Source organism: Streptomyces huasconensis (assembly GCF_021028635.1).
Taxonomy (GTDB): domain Bacteria; phylum Actinomycetota; class Actinomycetes; order Streptomycetales; family Streptomycetaceae; genus Streptomyces; species Streptomyces huasconensis.
The window spans coordinates 3,348,409-3,364,414 of the sequence record NZ_CP086119.1; the positions used below are offsets into that span (position 1 = coordinate 3,348,409).

Consider the following 16,006-nt stretch of genomic DNA (forward strand, 5'->3'; position numbering starts at 1 on the left):
TTCGGGCCCGAAGAACCCACGATCGGGCGCACCCAGCGCGCGTCCGCCCACCCCTCGCCCCAGGGTGATCGGAGAGGGTGCAGCCAGGACCGGCGGCTGCCGCGGAGTGGAGGGCCCACGTATGCAGCAGCCGATCTGGCGTCGGATATCCGCCACCCGCCGCGGTGCCGCCCTCGCGTCGGTCACGGCTCTCGCCCTCGCGGTCACGACCTCGGCGAGCACCGGACGCCTGATGGAGGACGCGCCCAGCGCGGCGGGACCGGTCTCGGCGGCCCGCGGTGCCGCGCTCGGGCCGTGCATGATCAGCGGCGCGATGGGCGTGCAGATGTCGGAGGGCGTGCCGACACAGCCCGGCTACGCCCGCTCCACCGGCACCGTCCGGGCCCTGAACCTCATGGTCGACTTCTCCGACGCGCCCGGTGAGGGCAGCGCGAAGGACCGTCTCGCGGAGTTCTTCCCGCAGACCTCGCAGTGGTTCCGCACCAGTTCCTACGGGCGTCTTGACTACCGCCCCGAATCCCCCATATCCGGCTGGCTGCGGATGCCCAAGCCCTTCGCGAAGTACGGGATAGAGCGCGGCGCCCCCTTCGACCCCGGCTACCGCGAACTCGTCGAGGACATCGTGGCGGCCGCCGACCCGGAGGTGGACTTCCGCGCCTACGACCTGGTGAACGTCCTGGTCACCCCGAATGCGGGCCCCTCGGCGCTCGACACGGTCCTGTCGGTGACCTTCGCGGGCAACCACGAGGCACCGGTCGCGGACGGCGTGCCCGTCGCCAACGCGTCCTTCGTCTACAGCCGCCAGGACGACGGCTCGGGCAGCTACCACGAGACGGGCTACCGCGTCCTGCCCCACGAGAACGGCCACGTCTTCGGCCTGCCCGACCTCTACACGCACGACGGCGGCGGCGCGGTCGGCCACTGGGACATCATGAGCGAGGACTGGGGCGCCAACAACGACCTGCTCGCCTGGCACAAGTGGAAGCTCGGCTGGCTCGACGACGACCAGGTGAGCTGCGCGGCGAAGGCCGGCACCACCGAACACCTGCTGACCCCGCTGGCCCGCTCCGGCGGCGCGAAGCTCGCCTTCGTCCCGCTGGACGAGAAGACGGGGTACGCGGTCGAGGTCCGCACCCGCGGCGGCAACGACGAGGCGGTCTGCAAGCCGGGCGTCCTCGTCTACCGCGTGGACGCGGACGTGGACACGGGCCACGGCCCGATCACGGTCGCCGACTCGACCGCCGACAGCGGGGGCTGCACCCGCAGGCCGAACGTCCACGCCGAACTCTCCGACGCGCCCTACGGCCCCGGCGAGACCTTCACCGACCGCGAGAAGGGCGTGCGGGTGACGGTGGCGGACGTGACGGACGACGGTGTCCACCGCGTCCACGTCACGCGGCCGTAGCGCCGTTGCCCGCCCCGGCGCCGGCGCCCGCCCCCGGCACGGTCTGCTGCACCTGCCGCACGAACGCGGCGTTGCTCGGGGTCTTCTTGAGCCGGTCGAGCAGCGTCTCCAGGGAACTCGCGCCGTCCCTGCCCAGCAGGGCGCGCCGCAGCCCGCGTACGGCGGTCAACTCGTCGGGCGGCAGCAGCAGTTCCTCCCTGCGGGTACCGGACGGCGTGACGTCGACGGCCGGGAAGAGGCGCCGGTCGGCGAGGGTGCGGTCGAGCCGCAGCTCCATGTTGCCGGTGCCCTTCAGCTCCTCGAAGTAGTAGTCGTCGGCGCGGGAACCGGTCTCCGCGAGGACGGTCGCGAGCATGGTCAGGGAGCCGCCCTCCTCGGCCAGACGCGCGGCGCCGAAGAGCCGCTTGGGGCCCTGGATGGCGGCCGCGTCGACACCGCCGCTGAGGGTCTTCCCGCCGCTGGCCGCGGCGTTGTTGTACGCCCGGCAAAGCCGCGTCAGCGAGTCGAAGAGCATGACGACGTCGCGGCCGTCCTCGACCATGCGCTTGGCCCGCTCCACGGCGAGTTCGGCGAGGGCGATGTGCTGCTTGGCGGGCCGGTCGAAGGTCGAGGAGAGCACCTCGCCGTGGACCGAGCGCCGCATGTCGGTGACTTCCTCGGGGCGTTCGTCGAGGAGGACCACCATGAGGTGGCACTCGGGGTGGTTGCGGGCGACGGCCGCGGCGATCTGTTGCAGCAGTACGGTCTTGCCGGTCTTCGGCGGCGCGACGATCAGGCCGCGCTGTCCCTTGCCGACGGGCGCGACGAGGTCGATGAGCCGCCCGGCGAGTGCGCCGCCCCCGGTCTCCAGGGTGAGCCGTTCGCGCGGATGCAGCGGCGTCAGCTCCCCGAACCGGCGCCGCCCGCGCAGCCCTTCGGGAACACGTCCGTTGACCCGGTGCGCGCCGGTGAGCGTACGGGCCCGCCCGGCGCACTCCCCCTCGACGAAGTCACCGCTCCTGAGCCCCAGTTGGTGGATGAGCGGGGCGGGCACCTGGACGTCGTCGGAGGCGGGCAGGCATCCGGCGCCGCGCAGGAACCCGCGTCCGTCGCGGGCGATGTCCAGAACTCCGCCGCACGTGAGGGGAGTTGAGGCGGTGCGGGTGGCGGGGGTGGTGCTCGGCGCGGTGGTGGTGATGCTCATGAGTGGGGTCCTTTCGCGGACGTGCGCGGGAGACGGCCCGGCGGGGCGGAGTGGACACGCCCCGTACGACGGGTGAGGGAACTGCTCCGTGACGAGCAGCGAAGGGGAGCGCGAGGCAGAAGCGCCAGCGGAAGCAGACCTGAGAACCGGAGAGCCGGGGTGGTCTGTGCGCGGTGAGATCCCGGAACCGGGAGGAAAAGCGTGGCACGGGCGTCCCGATGGGACGTGCGGACGTGCTCTCCGCAAGGTAACACACGAGGGGGCGGCGCGGCAGGGTCACGCGCCCGGGCGGACGCGGCCCGACGTCACGGGCCGACTGCGGCATGGCGTCAGCTACCGTCCGCGCCCGGGCTCGACGCCGCGGCCCGCCCGGCGGCGACGGCGTCGGCTACCGGACACGAGGGCGCACAGGTCGGGGCGCCCGGGGCCGCGCGGCCCGACGCCACGGCCCCCTGGCGACGACGACTTCAGCTACCGGACGCAGTCACCCGCACCGCCTACGCCCGATGCCTCCCGCCCCTCGGCGTCGAGCCCGGCGGTGAGCTTTTCGAGCCCGGGCGCACAGGTCGGGGCGCCCGGACCCGTACGACCCAACGCCACGGACCCCCGTCAGCTACCGGACGCAGCCGGGCCCGCCATCGCGGCCCGCCCGGCGGCGACGACATCGGCTACCGGACACGAGGGCGCACAGGTCGGGGCGCCCGGGACCGCGCGGCCCGACGTCCCGGCCCCCCGGCGGCGACGACGTCAGCTACCGGACGCAGTCACCCGCACCGCCTTCGCCCGATGCCTCCCGCCCCTCTCCGTCGAGCGCGGCGGTGAGCCTGTCGAGGCGGGTGCGCAGGTCGCGTACCTCGGCGAGCGAGAGGCCGGTGGCCGTGGCGATGGTGCGCGGCACGGCGAGGGCCTTCTCCCGGAGGGCGGCGCCTTGCGCGGTCACCCGGACGGAGACGGACCGCTCGTCCTCGGCGCTGCGTCGCCGCTCGACGTGCCCGGCCACTTCCAGCCGCTTGAGCAGCGGCGAGAGCGTCCCGGAGTCGAGCCGGAGCCGCTCGCCGATCTTCTTGACGGGCAGCTCGCCATCCTCCCAGAGCACGAGCATCACGAGGTATTGGGGGTAGGTGAGCCCGAGGTCCTTGAGGGCGGTGCGGTACACGCCGTTGAAGGCGCGGGCGGCGGCGTGCAACGAGAAGCAGACCTGGCGATCGAGGCGGAGGAAGTCCTGGTCGTCGAGTTCGTCCGTGGCCCCGGCGGATGCGTTCTCCATGCGCCCAGCGTACAACAATGCAGTGGACAACTAAGTTGCGCACAATTAAATGGCGTGCTCTACTGATGGTGCAAGGCTGCTCACCCGCCGAGGAAGAGGGACCGCACCATGGACGCGCTGTACACCGCCGTAGCCACCGCCAACGGCCGCGAGGGCCGCGCCGTCAGCACCGACGGCCAGATCGACCTTCCGCTCGCCTTTCCCGCCGCCCTCGGCGGCGACGGCAAGGGCACCAACCCCGAGCAGCTCTTCGCCGCGGGGTACGCGGCGTGCTTCGCCAGCGCCATGGGCAACATCGCGCGCCAGGAGAGGATCGACGTCTCGGACGTCTCGGTGACCGCCGAGGTCAGCATCGGCAAGGACACGGACGGCGGCTTCGGCCTCTCCGTGATCATGCGCGCCGAACTCCCCGACCACCTCCAGGGCCCGGCCGGCGAGGACCTCCTGAAGAAGACGCACGCCTACTGCCCCTACTCGAAGGCGACCCGCGGCAACATCCCCGTGGAGCTGGTCATCGAGTAACCCCCGTCGCTCTGGATCGACCGAAGGGAGGGCCGCCGGCGAGGTGATCGCCGGCGGCCCTCCCTTCGCCGTTCGGGCCGCGGGCGCCGCGCTCAGGCCGTGAGCAGCGCGCCGCGGTACCACTCGGCCGACTCGGGGAAACCGTTCCCGAAGTCCGGGCCGGGGGTCAGACGCAGGTCGCGCCAGAGCGGGGCTCCGTCGAACCAGTGATCGGTGGTCAGCATGTCGAGCCCGTGCGCCGACCGCCCGTCCGCCGCGAGGTGCGCCCGGGCCGCGGCCACCGACATGTCCTGTTCCGGCCAGGGCAGCGAGAAGCACGCCGCCACCGTGCGCAGCAGGGTGGATGCGGGCTCGGGCGTCGGGTGTGCCGCGTGGTACACGGCGGCCGTGAGATCCGCCGCGGGCGCGAGACCGGCGCCGACGACGAGGCGGGCCAGGTCCCGCACGGAGACGACCGACATCCGGGCGCTCCAGCCCTCCACGGTGCCGGGCAGCGCCCGCAGCAGCCGCAGGAGACCCGGTACCACCCAGGTGTCGCCCGGGCCGTAGACGAGATGCGGGCGCAGGATGATCCCCCCGGCGTCGAGGACGGCGTCCTCGGCCGCGGCGCGGGTGCGCGAGGTGGGCGAGCCCGGGTTGCGGACGAGCCGGCCGGGGTCGGCGTCGCGGAAGGTGCCCCGGCCGTAGACGGACGCCGTGCTCACGTACACGATGCGGGACACCCCGGCCCGGCGTGCCTCGTCGACCAGGGCCCTCGTCCCCCGGTCGTTGACGGCTTCGTTGGCGTCGGGGTCTTTGCCTATGTACGAGGCGCAGTGCAGGAGGACGTCCACGCCCTCGCAGATACCGCGCAGGGACGCGGGGGCAGCGAGATCGGCCGTCACGGTCCGGTGGCCGGGGCCGGGCGGGGTGACGGGTCGCCGGTGCGACATCAGGGTCAGGCGCACGCCCCGCGACGTGGCCTCCTGAAGGACGTGGCGTCCGACGAGGCCCGCGGGGCCGGTGATGAGAACGGTGGGCACGTGGCACTCCCAGGTGGGTCGTTGGATCAGCCGGCCGCACGTCGGAGCACGAGGTCCGCGGTGAAGACCCGCTCCCCCTCCTGCGTGCCGCGCACGTGGACGCGCACCTCCTCGGCCTTCTCGGCGCGCTCGACCTGGGCCTCTATCCAGCAGGGCGCGTCGAGTTCGGCGTAGCGGACGAAGGTGCTTCGCAGGCCGACGAGAAGAGCGTCGGGCTGCCGGGTCGCGACGCGGGCGGCCTGCCGGGCGGCCTCGATGAGCAGCATGCCGGGGACGTGGTCGACCGGGTGGTCGAAGAAGACCGGGTGGCCGGTGTCCACGCGCAGCTCCCAGCGGTTCTCGCGGACCCGCACCGGCGGGGCGAGCACGACGTTCTCCCGGCTCGTGTGACCCACGTCGACCGGGTCGAGCGGGGCGGGCAGCGCGCGGCCCGTCGTGGTGGGCCGCTCGCCGCGCAGTCTTCGGTGGACGGCCGGGCTGGTGCAGCTGAACCGGGCACCGCCGGTCGCCACGGGCAGGCCGTCGCGCCGGACCGTGACCTCGTAGCGCATGCCCGCGATGGATCTGCCGCGGCGGACGATGTCGTGGCACGTGATGTGCAGGTCGACGTCGGTCGGGGTGGGGCTGGTGGCGAACGCGGCGGGGGTGGCCTCGACGTACATGTCCCACATCAGGAACTGATGGCCGAACGGGACGTCGTACTCGGTGTGGGTCAGCAGGGTTCCCGCCTGGCGGATCGACTCGACCAGGAGCAGCGGGTCCTGGTGGCCGTGGGCCGACGCGAAGAGCGCGTGGCTCCGGGGCCACTGCGCCCGGACCACGTAGGCGTCGGACGTCTCGGCCGGGGTGTGTGCGTCCTTGTCCCAGCCGGTGAGGAGCACTTCCGCCACGGAGGCCCGGTGCACGTATCCGCGCGGCACTGTCGTGGTGAGCAACGGGCTCGTGGCCGGGGCGCTGTCGATACGGGGAGCTTGGGCCGAGGTGAGCATGCGTGGCATTCCTGTCTGCTTGTGGGCAGGGGCTAGCCAGACAGCGCATCCGGGCCCCCGACTCCGATTGAACGCGTGCAGTTCAAAGGCTAGACGAGCCTTGTCTGTTTCAAAGTAAAACTTTACCTAAAGCATGCAAACGTGTTTGGTTCACGGTTCTACAACCGTCTCGCACTGTGGTCATCCGACTACACCAGTCCGGTTCGCCGCAGGCAGAGGCCGGGCAATCTGTCCGCTTTTCCCCCCTGATTTCGGGGTTTCTCCGTCAGTCCCCACAGCAACATCGAGACAGGCCCGGGCGGTCAAGAGCGCGTTGACAACCAGACAACCATGCCTGCTAACGTGCACGCCGTGAGCGCCGTTCGTCACGGCGTGCTTCAGGGGGAGCAGATGAATTGGCAGGTCGTAGATTCCGTCAGGCCGCGCGTGGAACCGCGTGATCCGCAACCGGCCGCCGTCCCACCGCAGGGCTTCCCGCCCGCGGAGGAGCCGGCGACGACGAGGGCCGCCGAAGAGGGCGGGGTGCAGGTCCTCGTCGTCGAGAACGAGGACCGGGCGGCCGACGCCCTGGTCCAGGCACTGCGCCGGCACGGATATCTCGCCAAGAGCGTGGACACGGGCGCCATGGCGCTGCAAGCACTGCACGGCGTCGACATGGTCCTCCTCGGCCTCGACCTGCCCGACCTCGACGGACTCGAGGTGTGCCGCCGCATCCGGGCGGCCAGCGATGTCCCGATCATCACCGTGACCGCGCGCGGCGCCGAACTCGACCGCGTACTCGGCCTCCAGGCCGGATCGGACGACTATGTCGTCCGCCCTTACGGCTTCCGGGAGTTGCTCGCCCGGATGGAAGCCGTGCTGCGCAGGGCCCGCCCGCAGCCCCCCACGACGCAGGTCATCACCTACGGGCCGCTGCGCATCGACGCGACGACCCGTGAGACCCTGCTGGACGGCCGACGGGTGGACCTGACGCCGAAAGAGTTCGACCTGCTCCACCTGCTGGCGTCCCAGCCGGGCGCCACCGTCTCACGGCGCGAACTGATGAGCCAGGTCTGGGACGACGACTGGTCACACCGCGGACGCACGATCGATACGCACGTCAGCACACTCCGCAGCAAGCTCGGTTCGAGCAGCTGGATCGTCACCGTGCGCGGAGTCGGCTTCCACCTGGGGCATCCGTGACGCGAAACAGCACCGTCGCGATCCGGCCGCATGCCGTCCCGTACCGCCTGACGGTCCGTACGCACCGAATACAATGCAGACAGGTTTGTTTGTTTTCGGCGCACGACGACAAAGGCGAGGACTGGGATGGCGCAACAGGAACGAGGCATCAGGTCGAAGCGATCGATCCTGGAGGCCGCCGCCGACGTGTTCGGGGAGCGGGGATACGACGCGGCGAGCACGAACGAGATCCTCGCGCGAGCGGGCCTCACCCGGGGCGCCCTGTATCACCACTTCCCCTCGAAGGAAGCGATCGCCGCCGCACTGGTGGAGGCGCAGCTCGAAGCACTGGTGGTACCGGAGCGGACGCTGAAGCTGCAGTCGGTCATCGACCTCACCTCGGCGTTCGCGCGCCGGTTGCAGTACGACACGGTCCTGCGCGCCAGCGTACGGCTGACGGTCGAGCAGTCGTCCTTCTCGTGTTCGGCCCAGACGCCCTACAACATGGCGATCACTGTGATCGAGGACCTGCTGAAACAGGCGGGTGAGCAGGGCGAACTGCTGCCGGGGACCGACCCGTTGGAGGTCGCGTCGACCATCGTCGGGTCGTTCACCGGGTTGCAGGTGATGTCCCAGGCCTACAGCAACCGGCAGGATCTGCTCGACCGGATCTCCGCGCTGTGGCGGCTCCTGCTGCCCGGGCTCGTCACCCCGGGGCTGCTCCCGCGCCTGCGTACGACCGCCTTGCCCGATGCCGACGCGCCCGCGGACCCGAGGGAGGAAGCACGCACGACCCCCGCGTGACGGAGACGGCGGACGTCGCGAAACAGGCCTGGACCGCCGGGAGCGACGATGCCAGGCCTGCGGTTTCGACGGGGGGTGCCGTCAGCTGCGGCCGACGCTCCCGATGCTCTCTCCGATCTCCTCGATGAGGCGGGTGATCCGTTCCTCGTCCCGCCGGTAGTGGGTCCACTTCCCGACGCGCGTGGAGCGGACGAGACCGGCGCGTTCGAGCGCGGCCATATAGGCGGAGACGGTGGACTGGGCCAGTCCGGCCTTGGCCTGGATGTGGCTGACGCACACCCCGACCGTGTAGGGGTCCGTGATTTCCTTGTTGACCGGGAAGTTGTCTTCCGGGTCGCGCAACCACTGAAGGATCTGAAGCCGCACCGGGTTGGCGAGCGCCTTGAGGGGTTCCAGCAGGGGCGCGACGTCGGCTGTCGTGGGCATGTCGTGTGTCGTCATGGGCCTTCCGGAGGCGGACGTAGAGCCGATTTCGATTCATCGACGATAACCGATACGTTGCGCCGCCGGGGGTGGCCCGTCCTCGCGGACCAGTGGGTGGACCGGTCTTGACATCTCATATCGATGTTCTGCGATACTTCGATCTGTTCACGTTCCGCAAGGCACGGTCCCGGACCGCATGCCACTGCAACGGAGGGATTTCACATGCCTATCGGGCTCATTGCCCTGGCACTGGGGGGCTTCGGTATCGGCCTCACCGAGTTCGGGATCGTAGGACTGCTGCCCGAGGTGGCGGGCGACTTCGACGTCTCCGAGGCGGTCGCCGGGTACCTGGTCTCCGGTTACGCGCTGAGCGTCGCCATCGGCGCCGTCGGCCTGACCGCGGCGGTCGCCCGCCTCGACCGCAAGAAGGTCCTGCTCGGCCTGATGCTGCTGTTCGTCGCGGGCAACCTGATCTCGGCCGCCGCCCCGACCTACTCGCTGCTCATGGTCGGCCGGGTCGTCGCGGCGCTGTGCCACGGAGCGTTCTTCGGAGTGGGCGCGGTCGTCGCCTCCGACATGGTCGCCGAGAACAAGAAGGGCAGCGCCATCGCCCTGATGTTCGGCGGCCTGACCGCCGCGAACGTCCTCGGCGTGCCGATGGGCACCTTCGTCGGCCAGCAGTTCGGGTGGCGCGCCACCTTCTGGGCCATCACGGTCATCGGTGTCATCGCCCTGATCGGCATTCAGCTCCTGGTCCCGCAGCCCAGCACGGACGGCCAGGCGAGCCTGCGCAGCGAACTCGCCGTCTTCCGCCGCGGCCAGGTCTGGGTCTCCCTCGCGCTCAGCGTCCTCGCCTTCGGCGGTGTCATCGGCGGATACACCTACATCGCCTTCACGCTCACCGAGGTGTCCGGCTTCGCGACGAGCACCGTGCCGTGGCTGCTGGTCCTGTTCGGTGTGGGCACGTTCATCGGCAACTTCTTCGGCGGCAAGGCCGCCGACAAGTCCCCGAACGCCGCGCTCATCGGCATCCTCGGCGCCCTCGCCGTCATCATGAGCGTCTTCGCCCTCACCGCGGAGAGCAAGATCGCGACCATCGTCGCGCTGCTGCTGATGGGCACCATCGGCCTCGCGGCGGCGCCCGGTCTGATGGTGCGCATCATGAAGTACGCCGAGGACGCGCCCACCATGGCCTCCGGCGCCAATGTGGCGGCCTTCAACGTCGGCAACGCGCTCGGCGCCTGGATCGGCGGTCTCACCATCGCCGCCGGGTACGGGTTCGTCTCCCCGCTCTGGGTCGGGGCCGGCCTCGCCCTCGCCGGTCTGGTCGTCGTCGCGACCAGTTCTCTCAGCGGCCGGTCCACGGCCTCCACGACCATTGCGGCCGGCGCCGCACCTCGACTGGAAAAGGCCGAAGCCGGCGTCCGGTAGAAATACGGAGAACGCAGCTCACAAGACGTTTCAAAAAGCAGGGCCGAGGAACCTTATGGTTCATCGGCCCTGCTTCTTTTTTGTCTCCTTTCCGGCGCCGCGCCAAGCGTACGTAAAGGAAGTTGACAGGAGGCACTACAAGGCTCCCACCAGGTGCGTTGACTCTTCTCTCACCTTCCTTGACGTTGTCTGACGCGCCTTGAAAACCCCTTGCACTCCCTTGGCAAAGCCCCTTGCCTTTCCTTTGAATCCATGACAGAGCCTTTCCTGGATTTCATTGAAGCGGGTCGACGAGTCGGGCAGTATTTGTTTCACAGGCCGACGGAAACCGTCGGACACATTCCCGGTGAGTTGCCTCGGGAATGTCATTCACCGCGCCCAAAGGCGAGCGCGTGAAGCACCTCGACGGAACGTAGGTGCCTTCTTCTCCGCACATCCCGAACCGAGAAGGTGACGCACGTGCCCCGCTCCACCTCCCAGGCCACCCAGACCTTGACCGGCAGCGACCGGCCCGCACTCGTCGAAGGGGTCCTCACCACCAAGGACCGCACTCGCATCGCCGGCTTCTTCCCCGGCCTGGGCAGCCGGGCCGCCTACCAGAACCTCGGCCGCTCCCTCCTCGACTCCGAGGTCCCCGAGGTCACCCGCATCTACCAGGAAGCCGCCCGCGCCCTCGGTTTCCCCGGCCGGCCCGATCTGCTGCTCACCGCGCCCGAGAACCTCCCCGAGGGGAAGATGGAGCGGCAGGGCTACGTCGGAGCGGCCATGCTGGTGCACAGCCTGGCCCTGGACGCCTACCTGCGGGACCGGGCGGAGAAGAACGGCACCCCCGTCAGCTTCATCGCGTACACCGGCGAGAGCTTCGGCATCCTGACGGCCGCGGTGGCGAGCGGCTCCCTGTCGGTCTTCGACGGCGTCAAGATCGCCCAGGCGTTCACGCCGCTGATGCTCCTCGCCGCCGGCGCCCGGAGCACCGACGAGGTGTTCGCCCGGAACATCACCTGCTACCTGCCCGACTCGGTCCGCAGCACGCCGCTGATACCGGAGCCGTCCCACGTGATCGCGGTGAAGGCATTGGACGCCCACGCCCTCGCCACGGCCCTGGACGCGCTGCGCGCTGCGTACCCGCTCACCGACGTCGAGGTGCACAAGACCTACGCGCCGACGCAGGCGAACATCTACGTCCGCTCCGGCGTCAAGGACGAGTTCGACCGGTTCGTCACCGCCTTCCCGCACGTGACCACCGAGAGCCTGAAGGACCCGACCGTCTTCCTGGCGCACTCCGCCCGGATGCGGCCCGCCCGCCAGGCCCTGGAACAGTTCCTCGCCCTCAACCAGGTCCGGTTCGCCGAGCCCCGCGTCCCGGTGGTGTCGAACCACAGCAGGTCACTGCTGACCACCGCGGCCGACGTACGCCAGGGCGTCCTCGCCATGACCGACCAGGTCATGGCGTCACAGGACACCTGCGACGTCCTGAACGGCCTCGACGTGGACACGATCGTGGAGCTGGGCCCCGGCAACAAGTCCGTCCAGCTGCTGCGGGACAACAACGTCGCCGCCCCCGTCATGGCTTGCACGGGCCGCGCGGACACCGAGCGGTTCCTGCGCGCGGTCAGCGTGCTGGACGGCCTGATGGCCCAGCTGGAGAAGCTGCACGCCATGGAGGAGCGGCCGGAGCACGGGCCCCTCCTGGAGAACGGGCACTACGACTCCCTGCGCGGTCTGTTCCGCCTCGCCGCGGAGAGCGACTTCTGTGACGAGTACTTCTCCCATGTGCTCGGGCGTGTCATCACCGCGGAGATGCTGTGCCCGGACAGGGAGGGGTCGCCCGCCTTCTACCGGTTCCTGGAAGTCTTCCAGCACACGCGCAACCACCGGCGGCTCATCGCCGCCGACCGGGGCGAACTGGTCACCCGGGCCCGGCTGAAGAAGCGGATCACCGGCGACGACCCCGCCCTCCTCGGCAAGGCCTACGTCGAGCTGAAGGTCATCGACCACGCGGGCGACGCCGAGACACGCACGAGCGACACCGACCGCCCGGAAGTGGTGGTCGTCCACTTCGACGGGCTCACCGGCCTGGACGAGGAGCGGCTGGCCCGCAGGACCCACGCGCTCCTGGAGAGCGACCCGGAAGCGCTCCAGCGGTACCAGCAGATGCTCGAGGACCTGCGCGCCGACGACGCCTCCGGCGTGGACCACCGCGTCGTCTACCCGTACCTGCTGTTCCACACCCTCACCCGGCACCGGCCCGTGCTGTTCGCGCAGAGCGACCACTACCTGGAAGGCGGGGACACGGCGGGCTGGCTGACCGCGCTGGCCGTCTCCGGCGCCGTCTCCCTCGCCGACGTGATGGCCCTGCGCATGGCGGGCCGGCGGGACGAGGCCGTCGAGCGGTTCCTGGACCGGATCACCGGTGCCGAACTGCCCGTCGTCTCGCCGGAGGGCGTGCCGATCCAGTCCCGCAAGGACCTGCTGGACGCCACCGGTGCCGTGCTGCGCGGAGCCGCCCTGAGCACCGAGGTGCGGCGCATCCACCTCAACGGCAACTGCCAGATCATCTCCCTCGGTACGGACCTGGACGCCGCCGCAGTCGACGCGGGGCCGTACGACACGCACGTCGTCCATGTCACGGACCCGGCGCAGGCCCGGCGCAAGCGGCTCAACCCGGCGCTGGACGCGTTCGAGTACGCCTGCGTCCTCGCGCTGACCCATGAGAACGAACGCGTCCTGGAGAACGCGCAGAGCCGCAGACTCCTCCCCAGCACGGTCTGCGCCTACGTCGGCATCGACGAGTCGATCGTCAGCTTCGGCAAGGGCGGCAGCGAGTCCATGACGATCTTCGTCAGGAAGGAGGGCGAGGAGCACGTCACCGTCCGCAAGATCCTCAGCGAGGCGCTGACGACCGCCCGGTGGGACCCGGACGGGGCCGGTGTGATGCTGCCGCCGTTCGTGAAGGCCAAGCGGCAGGCCGAGTACCTGCAAGCCCTGCCCGACTCGGTGCGCGGCTACTTCCCCGAGGTCTACACCGTCCTGGAGCGGGACGCCCCGGTCCCGCCCCACCTGCGCCGGGGCGGCCGTACGGTCGACAAGGAAGTCATCTACGAGATGAGCTACGTGGCGGGCGAAGAGGTGAGCCGCTTCGTCGAGAAGCAGGCACCGCCGCCGGCGGTGGTCGCCCGCCTGTACGAGCTGATCGTCCGCGTCCTGAACGAGGACGTGCACAGCGTGGCGCGTGTCCCCGCACCGGGCGAGACGCTGGACGTCTCCTACTTCAGGAAGATCGAGGACCGCCTGGAGCTGTGCCGCCGCACGGCGCCCCGCACCTTCGACGCACGGCTCCTCGACACCGAGCGCATCGTCATCAACGGCGTCTCCTACCTCAACCACGCGGCCCTGCTGAAGCGGTTCCGGGAGTCGCCCGCGTTCCTCGCGGTCCTCGAACCGGCCTTCCACTCGCTCGTCATGGGCGACACGAACACCGAGAACATCAAGGTCACCGACGTCGAACCGCTGCTGCACGCCCAGCGCGTCATCGAGTCGGGCGCGCCGCGGGAGGAGGTCACCGCGGCACTGGAGGCCATCACCCCCGCCTCGCTGGGGATCAAATTCCTCGACCCGCGGGCCATCGGGTTCAAGACCGAGGGCCGGGACGTGCGTGACGACCCGATGTACGACAACAAGCCCTGGCACAACTCCATCGGGCACTACGACGAGATCCACTGCGAGCAGTTCACGATGACCGTCGACACCGGTGCGGGCAGGACCCCGAGCGTCGACATCGCGTTCCTGGAGGGCAACCCGTACCAGCGGGCGTACCGGGTGCGTGACGTGGTGGCCCTCGGCGGCACGGTCGACGCCGAGGAGCCCGAGGGCATGGAGGACCACTTCGCGTCCGTGATGACCGCCGCGCTCCGGCTGGACGACCCCGACTCGGCCTACCTGCGGGACGACCCGTACTGGCTGATCCGGTTCGTGTTCACGATGGGGCAGCACTTCACCGCCATGCCGCCCTTCCACTTCCAGAAGGAGCTGGACGGCACGGTCATGGACACCTACCAGACCCAGCGCCGCCCGGTGGCCATCTACTGCGAGGGCATCAAGTGGCTGAACTGGGCCCTGCAGATGCTGGAGGGCTCCCGGAGAGAGTTCCTGGGCCTCCAGGTCCCCCGCGTGCCCCGCTAACCGCCCCCCTTCCACGGCCCCCGGGCAGGCACGACCACCGCCTGCCCGGGGCGCCGCCCCCTTGAACTCCCGCACTACAGAAGGCTCTTCGCATGACATCCGCTTCGTTCCCGGTCCCGGTGGGCGGCCTGCACGACCTGTCCAACGAGACCCGCGTCCTCGCCACCCCGTGGAGTCGCATGGTGCGCGGCATCGGCCTGGGCCAGTACCCCATCGCGTACGACCCCGAGGGCGCCGCGCGCATCCGCCACGCCTTCGGTCTGCTCGACGCCAAGGGGGTCGTCGAGAGCAGCGCCTACACCCGGTTCTCGCGGCTGCTCGCCGACTTCGTGCTCGACGCCGTGGACCCCGCCACCGCGCGCCGCCCCGAAGCCGGACAGGACGTCCGCCCGCTCCTGGACGCCGTCCGGGCCGAGGAGAACCCGTACTTCCGGCTCATGGCCGGCTGCATCCTGATGGACGCCTTCGCCAAGCTGGGCCTGCCCACGTCCCTGCTGGTCGACGCCGGGACCGACTTCCCCGCCGAGATGCTGGCCGTCGTCGACACGATCGAGCCGGACCGGATCAAGGACGAGAACGCCGGACGGCACGGCCACTACGAGAAGCTGTCGGCCTGCACCGCGATCTTCCTGGCCTTCGGACAGCTGGGCCTGAAGGACCGGCTCGTGAACGGGGAGCGCAACCACGTCCGCGAGGCGCTCGGCCTGCTGGAGAAGATCCCGGCGCCGTTCTTCCGCGGGCGCGGCGGCGCCACGCTCCTCTCGGTGATCTCGCTCCTCGGGTACGAGCGCTTCATCCACGGCGAGGGCCGGGACCACCTCAAAGAACTCCTCGACTACCTCGACCGCGCGGACGAGCTGGACTCTCCCCCGGCGTTCCCGCAGCCCATGTCGGAGGGCTTCACCAGGATCTATCCGCTCCTGACCACGCTGAACGCCATCGCCATGACCGGCCGGCCCCAGGAGTACCTGACCCACGGCCGGGACCGCCTGGCCGAGGCGAAGGAACTGCTGGACCGCATCAGGCCCATCGAGCGCACCCACATGGGCCTCTACTACCTCATCGCCCTGCACAACCTCGGCGAACTCCCGCCCGACGCACCGGAGTCGAAGGCCGTCGTCGAGGACGTCGTGGGCCAGTGGCCGGACATCGACCCCGGAGCGAACTACTTCCTCAACGGGATCTCGTACGCCTACATCATCCAGACCGCCATGCTCACCGGCCGCATGGATCTGATCAGCGGCGAGACCCTCGACCGGGTCGTGGACAGCTTCCCCGGCCTGAGCCGCACGGACGACGACCGGATCAACCGCCCCTACCCGTTCGCCTACACGCTCAACGTGCTGGCGGAAGTGGGCGCCGCGCACCTCCTGTTCGAGCCCAGGGACGCCTACGACGGCGCCACCCCCATCGCCTGGGTCATCGACCGGCTCTCCGAGGGCGGCCGCGAGGAACACCGGCTCTACATGCTGAACCACGCCCTCGTCAGCTACGCCCTGCGGATGCGGGGGCCGCGGCGCGCGGAGACCCCGCTGTTCCAGGAGTTCGACTTCCCTCTCGGCGTGTCTCGCTGAGGCACCGCCCCCCTGTACCGCTCACCGAGAGCGCCACATGAGA

At 70.3% G+C, this 16,006-nt stretch carries 12 protein-coding genes; 7 read left to right on the top strand and 5 right to left on the bottom strand.

The genetic code is table 11. The annotated features are described in order from the left end of the window. Positions 1-121 precede the first annotated feature (121 nt). A complete protein-coding gene (locus J2N69_RS15020) occupies positions 122-1,405 on the top strand; it encodes a M6 family metalloprotease domain-containing protein (protein ID WP_230901204.1) in 1,284 nt (427 codons plus the stop codon). On the opposite strand, the gene rho is transcribed toward J2N69_RS15020, so the two are convergent. Together rho and J2N69_RS15030 are read right to left on the bottom strand one after the other, a co-directional pair. Continuing rightward, positions 1,392-2,588: a transcription termination factor Rho gene (gene rho / locus J2N69_RS15025; protein ID WP_330166812.1), complete on the bottom strand. Its 1,197-nt coding sequence runs from the start codon at positions 2,586-2,588 to the stop codon at positions 1,392-1,394. The genes J2N69_RS15020 and rho overlap by 14 nt on opposite strands. 751 nt (positions 2,589-3,339) lie before the next feature. Next, positions 3,340-3,855 (bottom strand): MarR family winged helix-turn-helix transcriptional regulator, encoded by a 516-nt coding sequence (locus J2N69_RS15030; RefSeq protein WP_230901205.1) that lies wholly within the window; start codon positions 3,853-3,855, stop codon positions 3,340-3,342. Between the two features lie 108 nt (positions 3,856-3,963). Here J2N69_RS15030 and J2N69_RS15035 point away from each other — a divergent pair, with 108 nt between their 5' ends. Continuing rightward, positions 3,964-4,377, top strand: a complete 414-nt coding sequence (locus J2N69_RS15035; RefSeq protein WP_230901206.1) for an organic hydroperoxide resistance protein — start codon at positions 3,964-3,966, stop codon at positions 4,375-4,377. Between the two features lie 92 nt (positions 4,378-4,469). On the opposite strand, the gene J2N69_RS15040 is transcribed toward J2N69_RS15035, so the two are convergent. Both J2N69_RS15040 and J2N69_RS15045 read right to left on the bottom strand, forming a co-directional pair. Further along, complete coding sequence (locus J2N69_RS15040) at positions 4,470-5,399, bottom strand: NAD-dependent epimerase/dehydratase family protein (protein ID WP_230901207.1); 930 nt, start codon at positions 5,397-5,399, stop codon at positions 4,470-4,472. A 26-nt stretch (positions 5,400-5,425) separates the two neighbouring features. Continuing rightward, positions 5,426-6,388, bottom strand: coding sequence for a ScbA/BarX family gamma-butyrolactone biosynthesis protein (locus J2N69_RS15045; protein ID WP_230901208.1), 963 nt, complete (start codon positions 6,386-6,388; stop codon positions 5,426-5,428). 390 nt (positions 6,389-6,778) lie between these two features. On the opposite strand from J2N69_RS15045, the gene J2N69_RS15050 reads away from it, so the two are divergent. Both J2N69_RS15050 and J2N69_RS15055 read left to right on the top strand, forming a co-directional pair. Further along, positions 6,779-7,570 (top strand): response regulator transcription factor, encoded by a 792-nt coding sequence (locus tag J2N69_RS15050; RefSeq protein ID WP_408056894.1) that lies wholly within the window; start codon positions 6,779-6,781, stop codon positions 7,568-7,570. Positions 7,571-7,696: 126 nt separating this feature from the next. Next, entirely contained in the window at positions 7,697-8,353 is a 657-nt protein-coding gene (locus J2N69_RS15055) for a ScbR family autoregulator-binding transcription factor (RefSeq protein WP_230901210.1), read from the top strand. An 81-nt stretch (positions 8,354-8,434) separates the two neighbouring features. On the opposite strand, the gene J2N69_RS15060 is transcribed toward J2N69_RS15055, so the two are convergent. After that, a complete protein-coding gene (locus tag J2N69_RS15060; RefSeq protein WP_230901211.1) occupies positions 8,435-8,794 on the bottom strand; it encodes an ArsR/SmtB family transcription factor in 360 nt (119 codons plus the stop codon). A gap of 204 nt (positions 8,795-8,998) precedes the next feature. Between J2N69_RS15060 and J2N69_RS15065 the strand changes: the two genes are divergently transcribed. The 3 genes from J2N69_RS15065 to J2N69_RS15075 all read left to right on the top strand — a co-directional run bounded on the left by J2N69_RS15065 (position 8,999) and on the right by J2N69_RS15075 (position 15,963). Continuing rightward, positions 8,999-10,207, top strand: coding sequence for an MFS transporter (locus J2N69_RS15065; protein WP_230901212.1), 1,209 nt, complete (start codon positions 8,999-9,001; stop codon positions 10,205-10,207). A gap of 459 nt (positions 10,208-10,666) precedes the next feature. Next, positions 10,667-14,389: an ACP S-malonyltransferase gene (locus J2N69_RS15070; RefSeq protein ID WP_230901213.1), complete on the top strand. Its 3,723-nt coding sequence runs from the start codon at positions 10,667-10,669 to the stop codon at positions 14,387-14,389. A 92-nt stretch (positions 14,390-14,481) separates the two neighbouring features. Next, the gene (locus J2N69_RS15075; protein ID WP_230901214.1) at positions 14,482-15,963 is read left to right on the top strand and encodes a hypothetical protein; all 1,482 of its coding nucleotides are present in this window, start codon (positions 14,482-14,484) and stop codon (positions 15,961-15,963) included. The last annotated feature ends 43 nt before the right edge of the window (positions 15,964-16,006 follow it).